Annotated in this window: 18 protein-coding genes and 1 pseudogene; 10 read left to right on the forward strand and 9 right to left on the reverse strand. The window is 59.7% G+C overall.

The window, feature by feature from the left end; all coding sequences use genetic code 11:
- Positions 1-81: 81 nt before the first annotated feature.
- A complete protein-coding gene (locus ACOCLD_RS13400; RefSeq protein ID WP_422909516.1) occupies positions 82-1,635 on the reverse strand; it encodes a sigma-54-dependent transcriptional regulator in 1,554 nt (517 codons plus the stop codon).
- 258 nt (positions 1,636-1,893) lie between these two features.
- Here ACOCLD_RS13400 and phhA point away from each other — a divergent pair, with 258 nt between their 5' ends.
- The 6 genes from phhA to ggpS all read left to right on the forward strand — a co-directional run bounded on the left by phhA (position 1,894) and on the right by ggpS (position 9,626).
- The gene (gene phhA, locus ACOCLD_RS13405; RefSeq protein WP_422909517.1) at positions 1,894-2,679 is read left to right on the forward strand and encodes a phenylalanine 4-monooxygenase; all 786 of its coding nucleotides are present in this window, start codon (positions 1,894-1,896) and stop codon (positions 2,677-2,679) included.
- A 94-nt stretch (positions 2,680-2,773) separates the two neighbouring features.
- Entirely contained in the window at positions 2,774-3,127 is a 354-nt protein-coding gene (locus ACOCLD_RS13410; protein WP_422909518.1) for a 4a-hydroxytetrahydrobiopterin dehydratase, read from the forward strand.
- A complete protein-coding gene (locus tag ACOCLD_RS13415; protein WP_422909519.1) occupies positions 3,124-4,320 on the forward strand; it encodes an amino acid aminotransferase in 1,197 nt (398 codons plus the stop codon). The genes ACOCLD_RS13410 and ACOCLD_RS13415 overlap by 4 nt, the downstream gene beginning before the upstream one ends.
- A 106-nt stretch (positions 4,321-4,426) precedes the next feature.
- The gene (locus tag ACOCLD_RS13420) at positions 4,427-5,770 is read left to right on the forward strand and encodes a DUF2254 domain-containing protein (RefSeq protein ID WP_422909520.1); all 1,344 of its coding nucleotides are present in this window, start codon (positions 4,427-4,429) and stop codon (positions 5,768-5,770) included.
- 205 nt (positions 5,771-5,975) lie between these two features.
- The gene (locus ACOCLD_RS13425; protein WP_422909521.1) at positions 5,976-7,262 is read left to right on the forward strand and encodes an MFS transporter; all 1,287 of its coding nucleotides are present in this window, start codon (positions 5,976-5,978) and stop codon (positions 7,260-7,262) included.
- 96 nt (positions 7,263-7,358) lie between these two features.
- Positions 7,359-9,626, forward strand: coding sequence for a glucosylglycerol-phosphate synthase (ggpS, locus tag ACOCLD_RS13430; RefSeq protein WP_422909522.1), 2,268 nt, complete (start codon positions 7,359-7,361; stop codon positions 9,624-9,626).
- A gap of 60 nt (positions 9,627-9,686) precedes the next feature.
- Here ggpS and ACOCLD_RS13435 read toward each other — a convergent pair whose 3' ends face one another.
- The 8 genes and pseudogenes from ACOCLD_RS13435 to ACOCLD_RS13470 all read right to left on the reverse strand — a co-directional run.
- Positions 9,687-10,106: a VOC family protein gene (locus ACOCLD_RS13435; RefSeq protein WP_422909523.1), complete on the reverse strand. Its 420-nt coding sequence runs from the start codon at positions 10,104-10,106 to the stop codon at positions 9,687-9,689.
- A 30-nt stretch (positions 10,107-10,136) separates the two neighbouring features.
- Positions 10,137-10,556 (reverse strand): YciI family protein, encoded by a 420-nt coding sequence (locus ACOCLD_RS13440; RefSeq protein ID WP_422909524.1) that lies wholly within the window; start codon positions 10,554-10,556, stop codon positions 10,137-10,139.
- A 162-nt stretch (positions 10,557-10,718) separates the two neighbouring features.
- Positions 10,719-11,603 carry a LysR substrate-binding domain-containing protein gene (locus ACOCLD_RS13445; RefSeq protein WP_422909525.1) on the reverse strand — a complete coding sequence of 295 codons (885 nt, stop codon included), beginning with the start codon at positions 11,601-11,603 and terminating at the stop codon, positions 10,719-10,721.
- An 85-nt stretch (positions 11,604-11,688) separates the two neighbouring features.
- Complete coding sequence (gene arfB, locus ACOCLD_RS13450; protein WP_422909526.1) at positions 11,689-12,102, reverse strand: alternative ribosome rescue aminoacyl-tRNA hydrolase ArfB; 414 nt, start codon at positions 12,100-12,102, stop codon at positions 11,689-11,691.
- A 93-nt stretch (positions 12,103-12,195) separates the two neighbouring features.
- Positions 12,196-13,866 carry a diguanylate cyclase gene (locus ACOCLD_RS13455; RefSeq protein WP_422909527.1) on the reverse strand — a complete coding sequence of 557 codons (1,671 nt, stop codon included), beginning with the start codon at positions 13,864-13,866 and terminating at the stop codon, positions 12,196-12,198.
- On the reverse strand, positions 13,838-14,668 hold the full coding sequence (locus ACOCLD_RS13460; RefSeq protein WP_422909528.1) for a TIGR02285 family protein: 831 nt from the start codon (positions 14,666-14,668) through the stop codon (positions 13,838-13,840). Before ACOCLD_RS13460 ends, ACOCLD_RS13455 begins: the two co-directional genes overlap by 29 nt.
- Positions 14,669-15,013: 345 nt before the next feature.
- Complete coding sequence (locus ACOCLD_RS13465) at positions 15,014-15,907, reverse strand: methyl-accepting chemotaxis protein (protein ID WP_422911807.1); 894 nt, start codon at positions 15,905-15,907, stop codon at positions 15,014-15,016.
- A gap of 9 nt (positions 15,908-15,916) precedes the next feature.
- Positions 15,917-16,936 (reverse strand): annotated as a pseudogene (locus ACOCLD_RS13470) (methyl-accepting chemotaxis protein); the annotation flags it as partial.
- Positions 16,937-17,248: 312 nt separating this feature from the next.
- On the opposite strand from ACOCLD_RS13470, the gene ccoG reads away from it, so the two are divergent.
- The 4 genes from ccoG to ACOCLD_RS13490 all read left to right on the forward strand — a co-directional run bounded on the left by ccoG (position 17,249) and on the right by ACOCLD_RS13490 (position 22,836).
- Positions 17,249-18,664, forward strand: a complete 1,416-nt coding sequence (gene ccoG / locus ACOCLD_RS13475; protein WP_422909529.1) for a cytochrome c oxidase accessory protein CcoG — start codon at positions 17,249-17,251, stop codon at positions 18,662-18,664.
- 64 nt (positions 18,665-18,728) lie between these two features.
- Entirely contained in the window at positions 18,729-20,138 is a 1,410-nt protein-coding gene (mapR, locus tag ACOCLD_RS13480) for a GntR family transcriptional regulator MpaR (RefSeq protein WP_422911808.1), read from the forward strand.
- Positions 20,139-20,394: 256 nt separating this feature from the next.
- Entirely contained in the window at positions 20,395-20,910 is a 516-nt protein-coding gene (locus ACOCLD_RS13485; RefSeq protein ID WP_422909530.1) for a hypothetical protein, read from the forward strand.
- Between the two features lie 57 nt (positions 20,911-20,967).
- Positions 20,968-22,836 carry a putative bifunctional diguanylate cyclase/phosphodiesterase gene (locus ACOCLD_RS13490; protein ID WP_422909531.1) on the forward strand — a complete coding sequence of 623 codons (1,869 nt, stop codon included), beginning with the start codon at positions 20,968-20,970 and terminating at the stop codon, positions 22,834-22,836.
- Positions 22,837-22,905: the final 69 nt, after the last annotated feature.

Below are 22,905 nucleotides of genomic sequence, written 5' to 3' on the forward strand. Positions count from 1 at the left end.
ATCCTTGCTGCTGGGCCATCAGATCATGGGCTGATTCAGCACACTCTAGCGCTAAACCCTACGGCCTTCGAGGCTCGCGCCCTACTCCTTCCCAAGGCCATGTTGGCGTAGCTTGTTGGCGATAGTGGTGTGCGACACACCCAGGCGTTTGCCCAGCTGACGACTGCTGGGGTGATCATGAAACAGCCGCTCCAGCACGGCTTTCTCGAAACGCCCGAGGATTTCATCCAGCCCGCCCTCTACCGAGAACTCGCCCAACGGCTGCGGCGCGCCGTAGTCCGGCAGGCGGATATGTTCGCCTTTGACCACCCCGCCATCGCACAGCGAAACGGCCTGAAACAGCACGTTTTCTAACTGGCGCACGTTGCCCGGCCAGTGGTAGTGGCCGAGCTTGTCCAGCACCTGCGGCGCGAGTTTGGGCAGCGGGCAACCAATCTGCCGGCTGGCCTGATCGAGAAAATGCTCCACCAGCGGCGGCAGGCCATCCAGGCATTCGCGCAGCGGCGGGATATGCAGGCTGAGTACATTGAGGCGGTGGTACAGATCCTGACGGAACTCGCCCTTGGCACACAGCTCGGACAAATCGACCTGGGTGGCGCAGATCACCCGCACGTCCAGGTAAACCTCCTCGTCACTGCCGACCCGACGGAAGCAGCCGTCCTGCAGAAAGCGCAACAGCTTGGCCTGCAAACGCGGGCTCATCTCGCCGACGCCATCGAGAAACAGCGTGCCGCCTGCGGTCAGCTCCAGCAGGCCAAGCTTGCCTTCCGGCCGCGCACCCTCGAAAGCACCGGGACCGTAGCCAAACAGTTCAGTCTCGGCCATGGATTCCGGCAAGCCGGCGCAGTTCAGCGCCATAAACGGCGACTGCCCGCGCGGGCTGGCCAGGTGACAGGCGCGCGCCAGCAACTCCTTACCGGTGCCAGTTTCGCCTTCGATCAGCAATGGCGCATCCAGGGGTGCCATGCGTCGCGCTTCGCGCACCACGGCGGCCATCACCTTGGAGCTCTGGAAGATCGAATCGAAGCCGCGCAGCTCCTGCTTGCGTACGTTATAGATGCGTTCGCCCACACGATCCGCGCGGTGCAGGGTCAACACCGCGCCGGCCATGGCATCACTCTCTTCATGCTCGGTTTGCAGCGGCGCGATATCGGCGAGAAATACATCGCCCTTCACTTTCACCCGCAGGCCATTGATCCGCGACTTGTTGGCACGCACCAGCTCGGGCAGATCGAAATCCTCGGCATAACGCGACAGCGGAATCCCCGGCACCTCATCCACCCGCACACCAAGCAGCTGCGCCGCGCTGCGGTTGGCCGCAACGATGCTGCCGCCCATGTCGATCGACAACACCGGGAAATCCAGCGCGCCGAGCAGCGCATTCAGTTCCAGATGGCGGCGCTCACTGGGCATCAGACCGACACGCTTGACCCCGAACACCCCGGAAATCGCCTCGAACTTGGGCCGCAACGATTGGAACTGCAGGTTGATCAGGTTCGGGCAGTGCAGGTAGATGGCGTTGCCCTGCTCGCCACCGACCTCGCCACGGGCAACGTTGATGCCGTATTCGACCAGCAGGTTGAGGATGTCGCGCAGGATGCCAATTCGGTTCTGGCAGTGGACTTTGATACGCATGACTGGGCTCTGATCAGGCTTCTTATTAGGCCGCTGCGCGAAAAAATCGACACTGGCGGCGGATTATTCGTCAAGAATACGTTACAGATTAGCGCAGTAGCAAGACGATGGTTCGCCACACCGCCGCGCACGTAACCAATTCTTTACGAAATAACCACCCTTTCCTCCTGTATCAGACTCAACCCTGGGCTGCATAACCGCACGGTCTGGCGTATTCCTGAACCCAATACAACAACAAAGCCCCAGCAGGAGGCAGCGATGAAGAGCACGCAATACCTGGCGCGCGAACCGGATGACAGTGGCTTTATCCATTACCCGGAGGCCGAGCATCAGGTGTGGAATACCCTGATCACCCGCCAGCTCAAGGTGATCGAAGGCCGCGCCTGCCAGGAATACCTGGACGGCATCGAGCAGCTTGGCCTACCCCATGAGCGCATCCCGCAGCTGGGCGAGATCAACCAGGTGCTGCAAGCCACCACCGGCTGGCGCGTGGCGCGGGTGCCAGCGCTTATTCCGTTTCAGACCTTCTTCGAACTGCTGGCCAGCAAGCAATTCCCGGTGGCCACTTTTATTCGCACGCCGGAGGAGTTGGACTACCTGCAGGAGCCGGACATCTTCCACGAGATCTTCGGCCACTGCCCCCTGCTGACCAACCCCTGGTTCGCCGAATTCACCCACACCTACGGCAAACTCGGCTTGGCTGCGAGCAAGGAAGAGCGCGTGTACCTGGCGCGCCTGTACTGGCTGACCATCGAGTTCGGCCTGCTCGACACCAGCCAGGGGCAGCGCATCTACGGTGGCGGTATCCTTTCTTCGCCGAAAGAAACCCTGTACTGCCTGTCCGATATACCGCAGCACCTGGCCTTCGACCCGATCGAGGCCATGCGCACGCCTTATCGCATCGACATCCTGCAGCCACTGTATTTCGTCCTGCCCGAACTCAAGCGCCTGTTCGAACTGGCCCACGAAGACATCATGGCCATGGTGCAGCAAGCCATGCGTCTGGGTTTACATGCGCCGAAGTTTCCGCCGAAAGCCGCGTAACGTGGACATGCCGCAGGGCGCACTCATCACGCCCCCACACGGTGGACAAGCTGCGCATGTCCACCCTACAAGATCTTATATTCAGGAGAACCCCATGAGCCTTGCCCAAGCCCAATGCGAAGCCTGCCGCGCCGATGCGCCGAAAGTCAGTGATGAGGAACTGGCCGAACTGATCCGCGAGATTCCGGACTGGAATATCGAAGTGCGCGGCGACCATATGGAGCTGGAGCGTGTGTACCTGTTCCGCACCTTCCGCCATGCCCTGGCCTTTACCAACGCGGTCGGCGCAATTGCCGAGGAAGTTGGCCACCACCCGGCGCTGCTTACCGAATGGGGCAAGGTCACCGTGACCTGGTGGAGCCATGAAATGCGCGGCCTGCACCGCAATGACTTCATCATGGCGGCGCGCACCGATGTACTGGCCGCCAGTGCCGAGGGTCGCAAGTGAGCCATTTCCAGAGCATCAACCGCGTACCCGGCGACCCGATTCTCGGCCTGATGGACGCCTACCGCGCCGACCGCAACCCAGCCAAGCTCGACCTCGGCGTGGGTGTGTACAAGGACGCTCAGGGCCTGACGCCGATACCGCGCGCAGTAAAGCTTGCCGAACAGCGCTTGGTAGAAAGCGAAACCACCAAGAGCTATATCGGCGGCCATGGCGACCCGCTATTCGGTAGCCTGCTAAGCCAGCTGGTACTGGGCGCCGACAACCCGCTGCTGGCTGAACGTGCTGGCGCCACCCAGACTCCTGGCGGCACCGGAGCGCTGCGCCTGTGTGCGGACTTTATCGCCCACTGCCTGCCGGGCCGTGGCATCTGGCTGAGCGACCCGACCTGGCCGATCCACGAAAGCATCTTCGCTGCCGCCGGCCTGCGCGTTGGTCATTACCCCTATGTCGGCGCGGATAACCAACTGAATGTCGAGGCGATGATTACCGCCCTCGCCCATGTACCCAAAAGTGATGTGGTGCTACTGCACGCCTGCTGCCACAACCCCACCGGTTTCGACCTCACCCCGCGCGACTGGAAGCGCGTGCTTGAGGTGGTCAAAGCCCGCGAGCTGCTGCCGCTGATTGATTTCGCCTACCAGGGTTTTGGTGATGGCCTGGAGCAGGACGCCTTTGCCGTGCGCCTGTTTGCAGCCGAGCTGCCCGAACTGCTGATCACCAGCTCCTGCTCGAAGAATTTCGGTCTGTACCGTGAACGCACCGGCGCGCTGATCGTCTGCGCCGAGACTGCGACAAAGCTGCAGGATGTGCGCAGTCAGCTGGCATTTATCGCGCGTAATCTCTGGTCCAACCCGCCGGCTCACGGCGCGGCAGTGGTCGCCAGCATTCTGGCTGACAGTGAACTGCACAGCCTTTGGGTCACTGAGCTGGACGCCATGCGCCAACGCGTCGCCAGCCTGCGCGGCGGTCTGGTCGAAGCCCTGCAGCCTTACGGCCTGAGCGAGCGTTTTGCGCATATCGCGCTGCAGCGCGGCATGTTTTCTTACACCGGCCTGTCGCCGGTGCAGGTGCAGCGCCTGCGCGATGAGTTCAGTGTGTATATGGTCGGCTCAGGCCGGGCGAATATGGCCGGATTGGACGCCGAGCGCCTGGATCAGCTGGCCAGCGCCATTTCGCGCGTTTGCAGCGACTGAAGCGCGCCTGAGCCCCGCAGCGGCCCGCACAGCGTCGGGGCTCAGGTCGCAGCATATGCCGACAAGCTTGCTATAGTCGCCGCACGCCCATCGCGCCGAGACGACCGTGCCCCGCTTGTTGAATTTCGCCTTTCGCCTGTACCAGCGCATCTTGCACAGCCTGGCCCTCTACCCGACGCTGATCGCATCGGGCTTCTTCGTTCTGTGCCTGCTGAGCATGAGCATCGAGTACCAGCCCTGGATGATGTCGCTCAAAGCTGAGATTGATGTCGGCCTGGTGCGCAATGCCGATAATGCTCGCTTGATTCTCGGCACCCTGGTCGGCGGCATCCTGTCGCTGATGGTGTTCAGTTTCTCCATGGTCATGGTGGTGCTCAACAATGCCGCCGCCGCGCTGTCACCACGCGTGGTGCCAGGCCTGATCAGCGACAAGAGCCATCAGAAGACCCTGGGCTTCTACCTCGGCACCATCCTCTTCTCGCTGCTGCTGATCACCACGATTGAGCAGGACAATTCAAGCCAAGTTCCTAGCCTCGGTGTGCTGCTGGCATTGGCAATGGGCATCGCTTGCCTCGGCTTGTTTGTGCATTTTATCCACTCCATTTCTCGCTCGATTCAGGTGGAGTACATCCTCAACAACCTGTACCACACCACCTTGGCGAAACTTGCCGCACGGGAAGCGAAGCTGGTCACGATCGATGACCTGCCCAGTTGGCCAGACGATCAGCAGTGGCATGAAGTCTGCGCGCAACGCAGCGGCTATTTCAAAGAATTGAACATCAGCACGATCAACACCCTCCTGTGTGAACACGACCTGCGCATGACCGTGATGATCCACCGTGGCTTCTTCGTGATGAGTGGCAGGCCGCTGTTCAAGCTTGACCGCCAGGTCGACCCAGCGATTTGCGAGGCCCTGCTCGACTGCTTTGATTTCTTTATCGAGCAATACGCACACGCGCATTACCTGTTTGGTTGTACGCAGATGTCAGAAATTGCCGTCAAAGCACTCAGTCCCGGAATCAATGACCCGGGTACGGCAATCACCGCCATCGACCTGCTCAGCGTTTTGCTCAGCAAACGCCTGACACTGCCTGACCTGGATGCGTCGCCTCTGGATGAAGGGCCACCGCGCCTGCTGCATTACGAGTTTTCACTCGATGAGTTATTACTGCGCGTCTTCGGCCCTATTCGCCACTACGGCTGCGCCGATGCCAGTGTGCTGATCAGCTTGCTGCAGGCTTTCAAAAACCTGCTCTATCAGCCTTTACGCGAACAGCAAAAAAACGATTTGCTGTTGCATATACGCAGCGTGCAAGAAACCGCTGACCAACACCTGAGCAACAGCCGCGACCGCCAAGCGATCAACCAGGTACTGGCGCGGATCAACCAGAGCAGTGCAACCCTGCAGCCTGTTGCACTGTTGGCGGTATCAGCGCAAACACGCATGTAATTACCGCTGCCTGGCCGAGGCCTGTCTTGGTGCAACGCGGTGTAGCAATGCACTCGACAGGTACACAGGCACTCGCTGAAAAATCAGAAGACCGTTTATCTATAAAAATAATTGTTTAAAAACAAAAGCTTAAATAGTTATCACGCTAAGCACTGGCACCTTTAATGCTTGCACTCGAGGGCATAGTTCCCTAGGGTAGGTCGCCATGTGGTCCCTGATTGCCCCTATCAGCTCATTGCTCGGTGGGGTTGCGTTACTCCTCCTCGGCAATGGTCTGCTCAACACTCTACTGACCCTGCGTGGCGTCGCCGAAGGCTACTCCACCTCGATGCTCGGCCTGATCATGTCCGGGTACTTTGTCGGTTTTCTCCTTGGCACCTGGCTGGCGATTCCGCTGGTCCGCCGCGTTGGGCACATTCGTGCGTTTGCCTTTTGCGCCGCCCTCGCTGCCATCACCGCCCTGCTGCATGTACTGATCGTCGACCCTTGGGTCTGGTTGGGCCTGCGCGTGCTCTACGGCCTGGCGTTGGTTAGCCTTTACATGGTGATCGAGAGCTGGCTTAACGCCCAGGTACCCAACGACAAGCGCGGCCAGGTGTTTGCTGTGTATATGGCGGTCAACCTCGGTGCGCTGGCCGCCGCGCAGCAACTGCTCAACCTGGCCTCGCCAAGTGACTTCGTATTGTTCGTGCTGGCCGCCATGCTGATCAGCGCGGCCTTGATGCCCATTACCCTGACCCGGCAGCTCCAACCCAGCGTGCCGGACACCCTGCACACTAACCTGCGGCAGATCGCCGGTATCGCCCCATTGGCGCTGGCCGCTGGGGGCTTATCCGGCCTGGCCCTCGGCGCGTTCTGGGGCATGGCGCCGGTATACGCCAGCTTGAAAGGCTTCGATGCCACCGGCGTGGGTTTGCTGATGAGCAGCACGATTCTCGGCGGCGCATTGCTGCAATGGCCGATTGGTATCTATTCGGATAAACACGACCGCCGCCTGGTGCTGTTCTGGGTCGTCGCGCTGGCCGTCGTGGTTGCCGTGCTGATGAGCCTGTTGCCGGCCGGTCGCCTGCTGCTTGGGTTGATATTTATCTGGGGAGGTTTGGCCTTTGCCATCTACCCGATTGCCGTGGCGCAGCTGATCGACCAACTGCACAGCGATGAAGTCCTCGCCGGTTCCAGCAGCCTGCTGATGGTCAATGGCATCGGCTCGGTGTGCGGCCCGCTGCTCGCCGGTCTGCTGATGCAACACCTTGGCGCCCAGGCGCTGCCGTTGTATTTCGCCGCCACCCTCGGCCTGCTCGCGGCCTACACGCTGTATCGTCTGCGCCATGTCAGTGACCTGGTCAGCGCACCCGCCGGGCACTTTATGCCCATGCTGCGTACCAGCCACACGGTGCTTGAGCTGATGCCCGATGCACCACCCACAGACGAACCAGACTCAACTGACTCACATGAGGACCCGCCCAACCCGGCGCCGCAGACGCCTGGGTAAACCAAGAGGCGAACGCCCCATGGCGCAATCGCCCATAGCTCGTCGGCCTTTGTCGGCGCGTCACTGCACCCACTTAACTGGACAGGAAGACAGCGCATGTTACTTGCCACCGATCTCGATGGAACCTTTCTCGGCGGCGATCCCAAGGATCGCCTGAGCCTCTATCAGACCATCGCCGCCCACCCGGAAATCCGCCTGGCCTACGTCACTGGCCGCAGCCTGGAATCAGTGCTGCCACTGCTGGCAGACCCGACCCTGCCACAACCGGATTTCATCATCTCCGATGTCGGCGCCAGCCTGGTGCATGGCGACACCTTGCAGCCGATCCAGCCCCTGCAAAGCGCGGTGGACGCCCTCTGGCCCGGCGACAGCCAGGTTGCCAGCGCCATCGAACGCTTTGCTCTGGAGCGCCAGGACGTACCGCAGGTGCGCCGCTGCTCGTACTTCTGCAGCCCGGAACAGGCGGCCAACCCGGAGCTACAGGAAGTCGCAGAGAGTCTGGGCTGCGATCTGCTCTATTCGGCCGAGCGCTACCTGGATTTTCTGCCCAAGGGCGTCAACAAGGGCAGCAGCCTGCAGGCGCTGATCGACTGGCTGGAGCTGGACAACGACCAGGTGCTGACCGCTGGCGACACGCTCAACGACCTGTCCATGCTCAGCGGCCAGTTCAAGGGCGTATGCGTGGGCGAGTCCGAAGACGGCCTGCTGCAGGCCACGCGGCCATATTCGCGGGTATTGCATGCCGAACGCGCCGGGTGTGGCGGCATTCTTGAGGCCTTTGTGCACTTTGGCTTTCTCGGCAAACAGGGCATCGCCGCCGAAGGCAAGCAAGTCGCAGACCCGGGCAAGGCCGATCTGGTGATGGTCTACCACCGCCTGCCCTATGAAGAATTCCGGGGCGCCGATGGCAAGCTGCAACGTCGTCGCCCGACTTCACCCAACGGCATTATCCCCACCCTATTGAGTTTCTTCGGCGACGGTCGCGCCGGCTCCTGGGTCGCCTTGGCCGAGCATGACGCAAACAGCGGCGAAACCTTCGACAGCCACACCACGGTGGATGCCGAACGCTACCCAAAGCTGACCGCCGCACGCGTGGCGCTGAGCAAGGAAGAGGTCGACATCTTCTACAAGCGCTTCTCCAAGGAAGCCTTCTGGCCGACCCTGCACACCTTCTGGGAGCGCGCGCAGTTCCGTGAGGACGACTGGCAGGTGTTCCTTAAGGTCAACCGTGCCTTTGCCGAACGCACCGCCCTGGAAGCGGCTGAAGGTGCCACGGTCTGGCTGCATGACTACAACCTGTGGATGGTGCCCGGCTACCTGCGCGAACTGCGCCCGGACCTGCGCATCGCCTTCTTTCACCACACCTACTTCCCCTCGGCGGATGTGTTCAACGTATTGCCTTGGCGCCGGCAGATCATCGGCAGCCTGCTGCAGTGCGACTACATCGGCTTTCATATCCCGCGCCAGGTGGAAAACTTCGTCGATGCCGCGCGCGGCGTGATGCCGCTGCAAACCGTCACTCGACAGAACTGTGCGCCACGCTTTATCACCTATGGCTGCGCCGTAGGCCTGGAGCGTATGACCACCGCCGTGGACACCGGCAGCCGTGTGGTCAAACTCGGTGCCCATCCGGTGGGCCTGGATATCGAGCGAGTGCGCAGCGCCCTGGCCGCACCGAAGATCAGGGAAATGATGGAACGTCTACGCCGCGAACTTGCCGGGGTCAAACTGATTCTCTCGGTGGAGCGCCTCGACTACACCAAAGGCATTCTGGAAAAGCTCAACGCCTATGAGCGGCTGCTGGAAGAAAACCCCGAGCTGCTGGGCAAGGTCACCCTGGTCACCGTCTGTGTGCCGGCGGCCAAGGAAATGACCATCTATGACGAACTGCAAGGGCAGATCGAACAGGCCGTGGGCCGCATCAACGGCCGCTTTGCGCGCATCGGCTGGACGCCACTGCAGTTCTTCTTCCGCAGCCTGCCGTTCGAGGAAGTCAGCGCCTGGTACGCCATGGCCGACGTGATGTGGATTACCCCACTGCGCGACGGCCTCAACCTGGTGGCCAAGGAATTTGTCGCCGCTCAAGGCCTGCTGAATGGCCGTGGCGTGCTGGTGCTTTCGGAGTTTGCCGGCGCTGCCGCCGAGCTCAAAGGCGCGCTACTGACCAACCCGCATGACCCGGTGGATATGACGCAAACCTGCTATGTGGCGCTGAATATGCCCAAAGCGGAGGCCCAGGCACGCCTGCGTGAGCTGTTCGATATCGTCAACTACAACGACATCCGCCGCTGGGGTGATGAATTTCTCACCGCCGTCAGCGACCCGCAGGATCAACTGGACCGCGCCCTCGGGCTGGTCGGCTAGGCGGCAACGGCGCAGCTGCGTAGTTCAACTGCGTAGCTGCGCCGAGCCAATCCCGCTTACCTAGCCCATCTGCGCATCCACATCGCAGTTGATCATCCAGCTCACGCCGAAGCGGTCGGTGAACATGGCAAAGCGCGTGGCCCAGAAGGTCTGCTGCAACTCCATTTGCACCGTGCCACCCGCCGACAGCGCCTTGTACAGACGCTCAGCCTCCGGCACGTTGTCTACCTGCAGGGAAATCGAACAACCCTTGATGCCCTCATACGGCATGCCAGGCATGTTGTCAGACGCCATCAACAGCTGATCGCCCACCGTCAGGCACGCGTGCATCACCTGGTTGTGATACTGCTGCGGCACATTGCCGGCTTCCGGGCTGTCACCAAAACGCATCAGCTCCAGGCTACCGCCCAGGCATTCGGTGTAGTAGTTAAAGGCCGCTTCGCACTGACCATCGAAAATCAAATAGGCATGGATCTTCATTGCACTCTCCTTAGTACGGTTTTTTGGGGTTTACGACTCAAGCCGCGCGCGCAGGCGCTCTTCATGCTCGCGCAGCTCGGGGGTAAAGGCTTCGCCGAAGTCTTCGGCCGTGTAGATCTGACGAATTTCAATCTCGGAGTCACCCGGCATCGGGTTCGGGCAGCGTTTGACCCATTCAATGCACTCGGCCAGCGACGCTACTTCCCATAGCCAGAAGCCCGCGACCAACTCCTTGGTTTCGATAAAAGGGCCATCCGTGACGCTACGCTGGCTACCAGAGAACTTCACCCGCACGCCCTTGCTGCTTGGATGCAAGCCCTCACCGGCGAGCATCACCCCGGCTTCAACCAGCTCTTCGTTGAAACGTCCCATTGCCGCCATCAGCTCCTCACTGGGCATGATGCCGGCTTCGGAATCTGCAGTTGCCTTGACCATCACCATAAAACGCATGCCGCTGTCCTCGCGTAATTGACTGATCAGCCTGCCGTCAGGAGGTTATCCGGGTATGTAATGGCAGACCGCAAACCCAAGGCTGGGTTCTATAAAGTAGTCGAACGGCAATTACAGGTATCGACAGGCTCTCAAGAAATCTTTGCAATGGCCGGCACAGCGCTAACCCAGCTGTGCACTCAAATAGTCGAGAAAGCAGGTAATGCGCGACGCCAGCGCAGTGTTGCGGTAATACACAGCATGAATCGGCTGACGCACCTCGACGGTGTCGCGTGCCAGCAGTTGCACCAGCTCGCCCCGCCCGCGGTCGGCAGCGGTCATAAAGTCCGCCAGGCAGACGATCCCTGCACCAGCCAACGCCAGCTGGCGCAAGGTTTCACCGCTAGAGGCGCTGAGGCTTGGGCTGATGCTGTAGCTGTCCCCCTGCGCATGGCGCAACGGCCACTGGTTAAGGCTGTCGGGCTGGGTAAAACCAAGCAGGCTATGCCCGCTCAGTTGCTCCACGTTTTTCGGCGTGCCATGGGTACTGATATAAGTCGGGCTGGCGAGAATACGCAGGCGATTGCTGCCCAGTGGCCGCGCATGCAAGGTGGAGTCGCGCAGCGGGCCGATGCGGATGGCCACATCGGTGCGTTGCTCCAGCAAGTCGATAATCTGGTCGCTGCTGTGCAACTCCAGCTGAATATCCGGGTACTGCGCGCGAAAGCCTGCCACCAGCGGCACCACCACATGCAGCATAAAAGGCGCAGCGGCATTGACCCGCAAACGCCCGGCAGGCTTCTGCCGGCGCACCTTCATCTGCTCTTCGGCGCTTTCCACCGCATCGAGAATCTTGCGCGCCTGAATCAGGAAGGCCCGGCCTTCCTCGGTCAGTTCCAAACGTCGCGTGGTACGGCGCAGCAAGGTGACATCGAGCTTTTCTTCCAGCCGGCTGAGCGCGCGGCTGACACCGGAAGCCGTCTGCGTCAGTTGTTCAGCAGCGGCGCTGATCGAGCCACTGTCCACCACGCTGACAAAGGCCAGCAGTTCATCGAGGGTCGTTTTCATTTGTGCATAGTAGTCAAATATGCCGCTCAGCAAACGCCATCTACCTCATGAATAACCAAGGCCCAGAACTGCCATGCTGCAGTTGCTAGTAATCGACCTTGCCACGCCCCGCCTTGATCGTGCCGCGGATGCTCTTGCCTTCCAGTCGGCGCTTCTTCGAGCCCAGGGTCGGTTTGGTCGGGCGGCGCGCTTTTTCGGTTTTGACGGCGCTGCGAATCAGCTCGGCCAGGCGCTCCAGAGCATCGGCGCGGTTCTGCTCCTGGGTGCGGTACTGCTGAGCTTTGATAACCACCACCCCTTCGGCGGTAATACGGCTGTCGCGCAGTGCCAGCAGGCGTTCCTTGTAGAACGGCGGCAAGCTGGATGCCTGAATGTCGAAGCGCAGATGGATCGCACTGGACACCTTGTTGACGTTCTGCCCGCCCGCACCCTGGGCGCGGATGGCGGTCAGTTCGACCTCATCGTCAGGCAGGTGAACGCTGTTGGAGATAACCAGCATGGGCAGGCTTCAGTGCAGTAGAAGGTGATCAGGATAGCCTGACCACGTTATCAGCCGCTAACGCTCCGTTTAAGAGCCCGATTAGACCTGAGGTCAAACATGTCTGACCGGTTCATTCAGCGCTTGCCAGATCACTCGATTGCGCCCGTCGTGCTTGGCCTGATAAAGCAGCGCATCTGCTGCTGCTAACAACGCTGCAGGCTCGCAATGTTCACTGTTAGTCACGCTAACAACACCAACACTGACAGAAACCAACTCACCAGCCAGTGAGTACGCATGAGGGATAGCCAAATCCAGGATCGCCGAACGGACTTTCTCCAGGAGAGGGAAAGGCTCCACACTTCCTGGCAACATCAATACAAACTCTTCACCGCCATAGCGTGCAGCTAGATCGTAGGGGCGCCGTGTCGCGTTCTGTAATACCCCTGCAACGGCACAGAGCGCAGCATCACCCGCTGCATGGCCATAGTGATCATTAAAGAGTTTGAAGCAATCAACATCGAACAAGGCAAGACTCAGTGCACTTCGTTCGCGGCTAGCCTTGCGACATGCATTTCGCAAGGCTTCGTCCAGGGTGCGCCGATTAGCCAGACCGGTCAGGCCATCCAGCCGAGCCAAACGCTCAAGCGCCTGTTCAGCATCACGGCGCACCGTAATGTCATGCAGGGTCAAGACCGCGCCTTGATCCGGATCATTGGCATCCAGCAACTTTAATTGCACAGTGAACCAGCGTGTCTTGCCATCCTTGTGCAGCAGTTCAGTATCCCCCACGTAGGTCCCACCACTGCGTAACACTGGCGTGAAATAGCTGGCTTCCTGTTCAAACGCTTTCTGGCTGGGGAAAAGCTGACGCGTCGAATAACCCTGTAGTTCGCCAATGTCATACCCAAACATATGCTCAAAACTGACATTACAACGAAGAATTGTGCGATCTCGAATAAACGCAATCCCTGTCAGCGAGTTATCGAAAATAGCCTGCTGTTCCAGCAAGGCCTGGTCCAGATGGCGCGTCCTGCGCTGCACTTCTGCTTCCAACTCTTCACGTTGAGCAGCTTCTTTTAGGTGATAGTCCTCAAGCCGTAACTGAGCCTCTTCCAGCGTTCGCGCCAGCAGACTCAATTCGTCATTGGCCTGCCGATCTTCAGGTGTCACCAACTGCAAATGATTACCTGGCCCAGGAATGTAAGCACGCAGGAGGTTACTCAAGCGCATCAGGCGTCGCGTGAACAGGCGGTGGACCAGCACTAGCAAGGCAAGAGAGAAGACGAAAGCTTTGACGCCCTGAGTCAGGGCCACCACTAGGGCGCGGTCCAGCGTGCGCTGATAAATCAGCTCCAGATTGGGTAGAACCAGCAGTCGACCGACTTGCACCACACGTGGCCCGGTATTGAACTCCAGCGGGTACTCCTGAACTGCCTTGGCATTCCCGATATCACTACCCGATGACAGCTGCTGCTCTTCATTACTGCCGTAGATCACTTGCACAGCGGCGATCCAAGGCGAGCCGGTCAGACCACGCAACTGCGCTTCAATCAACGGCTTATCGAAATTCCAGGCCGCTGCGGCCAGGCCCTGGCGATGACTCGCGCGGACAAACCCCAAGTGTTCCTCGAGATCGGCCAGGTCACGGCGGTAATCAAGGTAGAGTTGCACCGAGATGGCCAACAGCGCATTGATTGTGCTGATCAGCAAAACCCAAACAAGCAGCCGCCTGGCGAGCGGTCTTGGCACGTGTTCAGCGCTGGGAGAATGGATGCTGCTCAACGAGGGCTCGTTCATAGGTCTCAAGATCCTCACTGGCGGTGTACTCGACAATTTTCTCAACCCACGGCGGGCGCGGCCCGGCTAGGCGGATCTGCTCATCAATATCGCGAATTACCTGCTCACCCCAGACACTCCGGGTACAGGAGATATAGCCAAGCATGTAGGGCGGGTCACCGGCGATCTCCAGTGTCTGCATGGCAACCTCCACCACACCTGGTTGACGGCGATAGCGGCCCAGTTCAACCGGGTAGGCAAACAGGTAGTCAATCCAACCGGCTGCAAGCTGCTGAAATGGGGCCGTGAAATTAACGCCAGCCTTGAGCACATGCGGTTGATCGCCCAGAGCCTTGAGAGCATTCGTAATAGCGACCGAATAGCCTCGGCGCTCGCTGACTGCTGTGACCAATTGAGCATCAGCAAGCAACCGTGACACATCAATTTGTCCAGACGAATCGATATAGGGTGCAAAACGTGATTGGCGATCAGCCCGGATCACCACCTGCTGTGAGGTCAAGAACAAGGCCGGCCGGCTAAACAGCATGACGTGTTCACGCCCAGGCATTTTCAGCGTTGTTGGATGGCATACCTGCTCGCCCCGCTCCATCAGTGCGTATACGCGGGCGAAACTGGCAACTTCAGTTTCGTGTCTGTATTGCGGCAAATGCGACTGCACATGCTGCATCAAGCTATCGGCAATTCCTTGACCTGCCGTTTGCTGACTCACTTCGGTAAAGGGGGGGAAGTCATTGATCAACCAAAGCAGGCGGCCTTCCTGGGCAGCAACACTACTTACAGCCAACATCAAGCAGCATCCCAGAGTTCGCAGCAGCACTAGGCGACTCCCATATACATAGAGGCATATAGCCAGTAAAGCATAGGCAGCAAAAAGCCTCGTACAAACTATCCATCAGCGGGTAGGCGTCTTTTCTATGGCCGACGAAACCTGCATACCAGCTCAGCTACCCAGCCATAGTGATATTCATCCTATTGGTATAGCGACGGCATCAGCTGTTATCGATGGCCAAACTATGCCCACGGCCCTGATACCGAAACAGCTGCAACTCCATCGAAAAATGCAGCGCAAATAAGTCGATCAACTAGCTGAATGCCCCAGGCCGTGGGCTGCCACGGCCTGGGGCCATGCCCGTTAAACGCGGAAGCGGCTGACCAGCGTTTGCAGTTGGTTGCCCAGGCGCGCCAGCTCGGCGCTGGAGGCCGCAGTTTCGTCGCTGGCGGTGGCGGTCTGCTCGGAGACGTCGCGCACACTGAGGATGCTGCGGCTGATTTCCTCGGCCACCGCACTCTGCTCCTCGGCGGCGGCGGCAATCTGCTGGTTCATCGACTGGATGTTGGACACCGCATAGGTGATGTTGCCCAGTGAGTCGCCGGCCTTGCGCGTCAACTCGACGCTGCTGTCGGTGAGGCTGCAGCTGTTGCGCATCGCCGTAGCCACTTGCTTGGTGCCGTTCTGCAGGCCGGCGATCAGCGCTTCGATTTCCTCAGTGGATTTCTGCGTGCGCTGGGCCAGGCCGCGTACTTCGTCGGCGACCACGGCAAAACCGCGACCGGCTTCGCCTGCGCGCGCGGCCTCAATAGCGGCATTGAGGGCGAGTAGATTGGTCTGCTCGGCCACCGCCTTGATCACGTCCATCACGCTGCCGATCTTGTTGCTCTCCTGCTGCAAGCCATTCATCGCCTCGCTGGAGCGGCTAACCTCCGCGGCCAGGCGTTCGATTTGGGCAATCACCTCGCCCACCACCTGATCACCCAAACGCGCCTGACCGTCCGCCTCGTTGGCGGCCTGCGAAGCCTGTTCGGCGTTGCGCGCCACCTCCTGCACGGTCGCCGACATTTCGTGCATGGCGGTGGCCACCTGATCGGTCTCGCTCTTCTGGCTGTTGGCGCCGGCACTGGTCTGCTCGGTGACCGCAGACAGCTCCTCGGCAGCGCTGGCGATCTGCGCCACGCCATCGCGGATGCCGCCGATCAACTCACGCAGGGTCGCGGCCATATGTTGGATGCCTTGTTGCAGCCGGCCCATCTCATCACGGCGGTCGACCTGCACAGTGGCGGTCAGGTCGCCATCGGCAATACGCTGCACCGCGCTCAGGGTGTCCTGCAGCGGACGGGTGATCTGCCGGGTAATCACCCAGGCGGCCAGCACGCCGAACAGCATCGCCAGCAGTGTGGCGCCGATTTGCAGGCTACGCGCCTGGGCGCTCTCGATGGCCAGGCGGTCCATCTGGAACTGATACAGGGTTTCGCTGATACGCACGATTTCGCCCTGCTGCGCGGTCATTTCCTGGCGAGTGCGGGCGATATCGCCAGTGGCCAGCTTGAACGCCTGCAACGTCGCCTCATACTGGCCCAAGGCCGTCGCAATACGGCGAAGCGCATCCTGCTGCCCGGCGCCGAAGGCCTGCTCCAACGGACCGAGGCTGCTACGGGCGGCGGCAATGCGCTCGACCAGCGCCTGCTCGGTTTGCGCATCAGGGGCGCTGTCATAGCGCTCCAGCAGGTAGCGCAGACTCAGCAACTCGCCTTCGGTGCGGGTCAGCGCCTGCAACTGGGCAAAACGGCCGCCTTCGTATTCCGGCAGCACCTCAACGCTGCGCTGCATGGCACCCAGCAATTCGCCGAGCTGTTGAGTCTCGCCGGCCACCTGGCGCCGCGCGGTATCGGCTGCCGCGTAGGCAGCCCGCATGCCACTCAGCGAGCGCTGGTAATCCTGGTTATAGCGATCCTGCTCCTGCAGCAGTTTGACGTTGACCGGATTGGTAAAGCTGCCGAGCAGCTTCTTCTGCTGCTGCAAATAGATATCCAGATTGCTCAGCACGCGCTCACTGCTCACTGCATCGCCCTTGGCCAGCATGAACTGCAGGCGAGCAATACGCAGATTGGTCAGGGTGGTGTTGAGCTGGGTGATATCACTCATCCAGCTGCTGCGCTGGATCACGCTGCCCAGGCCGGTCCAGGCGACCCAGGCCAGGGCGAGAGTCAGGGTCAGCACCAGGCCGAAGCCGAGAGCCAGCTTGCGGGTGACGCTAAGGTTGGCAAACCAGGTGTTCATAAGAATTCTCCAACTGTCGTTCTGACAGGCAGTTCAGGTTTCGCTGGAGAATTGTTTTTGTTGAAGCCAGCACAAGGCCTGTGCTGACGCTCTACAACGGGGTTACGACACATATCGCAGCACGCTCGGCGCAATTCGTCGGCAGCGCCCTGACGTAGCGTGATAACCAGGCAGTAACAGGCCACGCGGCGGCCCATAGCCTATCAGCGCCCAACCATCTGATCCGCTTTTTATTGCAAAACCTGAGTCTGTTATCCAAACAGCTGCACTCGCATCATGCGCCTCGCCTGATAAAGCCCGACGAGGCCCGTAATGAGCGAACGAATTTCCGCGCAAATCATCGAGACCATCGACCCGCGCCAGCCAATCCGCCTGACGCCATCCCAAGCGGGTGGGCCGATCCATACCCGCAGTTTTAGCGGCCGCTTTCGCAATCTGCGCCTATACGGTGCGGGTCTGCTGTTTCTGATTTTCTTTGGCACCGCCTGGCTGGATTGGGATGGGCGCCAGGCCGTGCTATGGAACCTAGCCGAGCACCGCTACTACATCTTCGGCGCAACCTTCTGGCCGCAGGATTTCACCCTGCTCTCGGCGCTGCTGATCATTGCCGCCTTTGGCCTGTTCACCATCACCGTGGTGGCTGGGCGGGTGTGGTGTGGCTACACCTGCCCGCAGAGTGTGTGGACCTGGGTGTTTATGTGGGCGGAGAAAGTCACCGAGGGCGAGCGTAATCAGCGCATCAAGCTCGATGCTGCACCCTGGTCATTGAACAAGCTGGCGCGGCGCAGTGCCAAGCATGCGATCTGGCTGGGCGTCAGCCTACTCACGGCACTGACCTTTGTCGGTTATTTCACGCCGATCCGCCCGTTGGCCAGCGACCTGCTGCGCCTGCAACTGGACGGTGGCACGCTGGTCTGGCTGCTGTTCTTTATGGCCGCCACCTACCTCAACGCTGGCTGGCTGCGCGAGAAGGTCTGCGTGCATATGTGCCCGTATTCGCGCTTCCAGAGTGCCATGTTCGATGACGACACCCTGCTGGTGGCCTACGACGCCAAGCGCGGCGAAGGCCGTGGCCCGCGCAAGAAGGACAGCGACCACAAAGCCGAGGGCCTGGGCGATTGCATCGACTGTTACATGTGCGTGCAGGTGTGCCCAACCGGTATCGATATCCGTGACGGTCTGCAGATCGACTGCATCAGTTGCGGCGCCTGTATCGACGCCTGCGATTCGGTCATGGACAAAATGGGGTATGCCCGAGGCTTGGTCGGCTACCACTCCGAGCGCGAACTGCAAGGTGGCAAAACCCACTGGCTACGGCCACGGCTGGTCGGTTATGGGATTGCCCTGGTGTTGATGCTCGCCGCCTTTGTCTGGGCCTTGAGCGCGCGCTCGATGCTGTCCATCGACTCGGCCAAGGACCGCAGCATGTTCCGCGAGAACCAACTGGGGCAGATTGAGAACACCTACCTGCTCAAGGTGATCAACAAGACCCAGCAGCCGCAGCGTTATGCTCTGGCGCTGGTCGACAGCCCCGGCCTGCGCCTGGATGCGCCGCAGCAGTTGCAGCTCAACCCCGGAGAAATCCTCGATGTTCCGGTGACCGTGGTGCTGGAGCGTGAAGAGGCCGAGGCCAGCACCCTGCCCGTGCGCTTCGCGATCCATAACCTGGCCGATAGCAGCGAGCAGGCACAGACGCAGAGCGTTTTTCTCTCGCCGCGCGGGCGCTGACAGTCGCATGGCCAAGCGACTCCCCGTAGAGTGCGCGGATCTGCAGCGCGCACCGACGGACCCGATGAAACGCTACGAGAAATTCGCCGACCAGATTGCCGAACTGATCCGCACGGGCATGCTCGCACCCGGCGAAAAGGTGCCCTCGGTGCGCCACGCCAGCCGTACCTATGGGGTGAGCCCCTCCACGGTGTTCCAGGCCTATTACCTGCTGGAAGACCGTGGCCTGATCCAGGCCCGCGCGCGCTCCGGCTACTTCGTACGCGAGCTGGCGCGGCATTCTCTGGCCGAGCCGCAAACCTGCCAGCAGCCGGCGCAAACCACCGAAGTGGATGTCAGCGAGTTGGTGTTCTCGGTGCTCGCTTCATTGAAAGATCCAAGCACCGTGCCATTCGGCTCGGCCTTTCCCAGCCCGCAGCTGTTTCCCCTGCCACGCCTGGCCCGCTCCATGGCGCATAGCCTGCGCGATATGCAGCCGCAGGCGGTGATTGCCGACATGACTGAAGGCAACCCCAATCTGCGCAGGCAGATTGCTCTGCGCTATATGGTCAGCGGCGTGATGCTGACCGTGGAGGAGCTGGTGATCACCAGCGGGGCCATGGAAGCGCTCAACCTGTGCCTACAAACAGTGACCCAACCAGGTGATCTGGTGGCCATCGAAGCCCCGGCCTTTTACGCCACGCTACAGGTGCTGGAGCGGTTAAAGCTCAAGGCGGTGGAAATCCCGGTTAATCCGCGCGAGGGCATCGATCTGGATGTATTGAGCCAGCGCCTGGCCAGCCTGCCGATCAAGGCCTGCTGGTTTATGAGCAGCCTGCAGAACCCGCTCGGCGCGAGCATGACTGATGACAAGAAGCGCGCACTGTATGAATTGCTGCAGCGCCATCAGGTGCCGCTGATCGAGGATGACGTGTATGCCGAGCTGTATTTCGGCAGCCAGCCGCCGAAACCGGTAAAGAGCTTTGATCGCGACGGCCTGGTGATGCACTGCGGCTCGTTCTCCAAGTGCCTGGCGCCCGGTTACCGAGTCGGTTGGGTGGCCGGCGGGCGCTATACCGAGCAGATCAGCCGGCTCAAGCTGATGACCACCATCTCCCCCTCCGTACCGGCACAAGCCGCCCTGGCCGATTACTTGCAACACGGCGGCTATGACCGTCACCTACGCAAGTTGCGCCATGCCCTGGAGGCGCAACAGGCGTCGATGCTCGCCTCGGCCGCTCGGCATTTTCCCGTCAGCACCAAGGTAACCCGCCCCAGCGGTGGTTATTTCCTCTGGTTCGAGTTCCCTGAACAGGTCGATGCGCTGCGCCTGTTCCAACTGGCCCTGGCTCAGGGCATCAGCCTGGCACCGGGACCGATCTTCTCTGCCACCCGGCGCTTCGGTAATTGCGCACGGCTAAACTACGGTCACCCCTGGGATACGCAGAGTGAACAGGCCATGGCCGTACTGGGGCGAATTATCGAATCCTTTTAGGTCTCGCTCACCGCGCCACAAACAGACCCTGGAGGCAATCCTGCTCGCTACGCCTGCCGACACCAGAGTCAATGGTCTTATCTACAATCACCTTCTGACACGCTAGATTGATACTGCGGAAATTAAGTGGCCCGCAACCGCCATAGAAGCCCCACCAAGGCCAGATTAGGTTTTTCAATTTTCGCAAAAGATGGCACAGTGCCACCATCGATCTATTGAACAATTACATCCACTTTGCCCCTTATGGAGCCAAGCGATGAACTCACCTGCCGCTCGCCTGTGCCTGACCCTCACTGCATTGCTGCTCAGTACGCCCCTGCTGGCTGAGCAGGATTGGCAAAGCATGCCCGCAAACCCGCTGTTGCTGACCGTCAGCGGCGAGTTAGCCTGCTGCCCAGGAGGCAGTGCTTACCTTGATCTGCAGCGCCTGGATTCATTGCCGCAAACCGAAGTCAAAACCCAAACCCCCTGGACCGACACAACCGACAGTTATACCGGCGTACGTCTCAGTGAGTTGCTTAAAGTCCTGGGTGCAGCAGGTAAGACCCTGACAGCAACAGCCATGAATGACTACAGCACTGAATTCGGAACCGATACTGCATTGCAATATCCGGTCATTCTGGCTACCCGGCGCAACCAGCAACAGATGCGCATACGCGACAAAGGTCCAATCTGGATAATCTACCCACTGAACGACTACCCGCAGTTGCGCAAGGAAGAACACCACCACGCCATGGTATGGCAACTCAAATCTCTGCAGATCAGCGACTAAAAACTGATGCGGCGGCTGCGCTATCTATTCCTGCTATTAGTGACACTGGGATTTGCGGTGGGCATTGTCGCATCGCTGATCAACAACCAGCGCAGCGCCGAATTACTCGCCACCCGCATTCAACTGTCGGCCTGGTCGCTGGCGCAGTTAGAGCAGGAATACCTCAAATTTCACGCGAGTCTGCGCCTGTTTCAAGCCGGAACGCTGTCGACGCAACAGTTGCAACTCGACTATGACCTGCTGTGGAACCGCCTCGATGTGTTTTTGAATGGCGAAGAAAACCGCGCCATCCGCGAGCGCTTTGATGCACAGGAATTGGCGACACAGTTGCTTGATCAGTTAAAACGGGACGAAGCGCTGATTTTTGCCCAGGACCTGAAACCAGGGCATTCAGTCGCTGAGTTGGTTACGCAATACAGCCACTATCAACAGCCCATTCGCCGACTCATTGTGCGCAACTTCACTGGCCCGGAAGCAGCCAGCATCATTGACGAGGTATATGCCAAGCGTTTTCTGACCCAGGCATTACTGCTGGGATTGCTGTTCTGCGGTGGCGCATTATTGTTGATGCTTTTTTTCGAAAGCCGCCGCAACAACTTCCTCGCCCGTAACGACTCACTCACTCAACTACCCAATCGCCAAAGCCTGCAGGCCTTGCAAGCAGGTGAGAAGGCTGCAGGGCTCTGCAGTGCGGTAGCGGTGATCGAAATGAACAATTTCCGTGCAGTCAACGAGACCATCAGCCATGAGGCCGGTGACCGCCTACTGGAGCAAATCGGCCGCACCTTGAACCAGCTGAAACCCGCCGGCAGTTTTATTGCGCGCGTGGGCGGCGATGAATTTCTTATGACATTTGACCAGCGCTTTCCAGCAGACCTGGTTACCGAGACGCTCAAGGCCCTGAGCAAAGCACTCAGCTTCGATTTCCAGAGCGACAAACAACTGTTTCAGGTCAATGCACGCATCGGAGTGGTGTTCAACAGAGACCTGGCGCACAGCATTGAGAAGCTCTACTACTACGCCACCCTCGCCGCTCGTGAATTGCGCTTGCGCCATGAGCGCGGATTGAAAGTATTTGATGAAGACCTGAACAATCGGTATCTGCGCAGTCGGCAATTGCTCAGTGATCTGCGCCGAGCGATCAAAGGGAACTTCCCGGGGCTGGCTTTGCACTATCAACCCATTCTCGGGCTTAAGCAGCATGTCATGGGTGTTGAAGTGCTCCTGCGCTGGAATCACCCCAGCATGGGCTATATCTCGCCCCTTGAAGTGGTCGAACTTGCAGAAAACAACCAGCTTGGTCTGGCGTTCGGGCGTTGGTTGCTCCAGCGCTTGAAGTCTGATTTGCATCAGCTGCCCAACGAGATGCGTGAGCAACTCTATTTTTCAATCAACGTGTCACCCTCGCAATTCACTGCTCGACTGCCTGACAGCATGGCACGCTGGCTAGCAGACGCCCCCATCAAGGCCAACCAGCTCCTGCTGGAAATGACCGAATCCATCTCTGTAGCCAACTTCAACGAGTGCCAGAACATCCTGCAACAGCTCAACTCACTGGGCATAGACATCGCACTGGATGATTTCGGTACTGGCTATTCGTCACTCTCCTACCTCAGTAGCCTCAAGGTGCAGCGGATCAAGATCGATAAATCTTTTATCCAGGGCATCAATCAGGACCTGCAATTGCAGCGCGTAGTGCGCAGCATTATCGAGCTCTGCCACATCTTCAACTTCACAGTCATCTGCGAAGGAATCGAAGACAGTGCCGATGACCAACAAGTGCGCCGCCTGGGAAGCGACTATGCCCAAGGCTATTACTATGGCAAACCCATGCCCCTGCCGGCGCTGATTGCCTGGTACCGGGAAAACCGTTCCCAACCGCTACCCATCGCATTCCAACAACCTGACAGCCACACCCACCACTGAAATCTTTACTTGAACAATTGCGCAGCCAAAATCGCGGTGTTCAGCTAATTTAGCCGCCTGTTCAATTCA

The organism is Pseudomonas cimarronensis, from assembly GCF_049331905.1.
Classification (GTDB): domain Bacteria; phylum Pseudomonadota; class Gammaproteobacteria; order Pseudomonadales; family Pseudomonadaceae; genus Aquipseudomonas.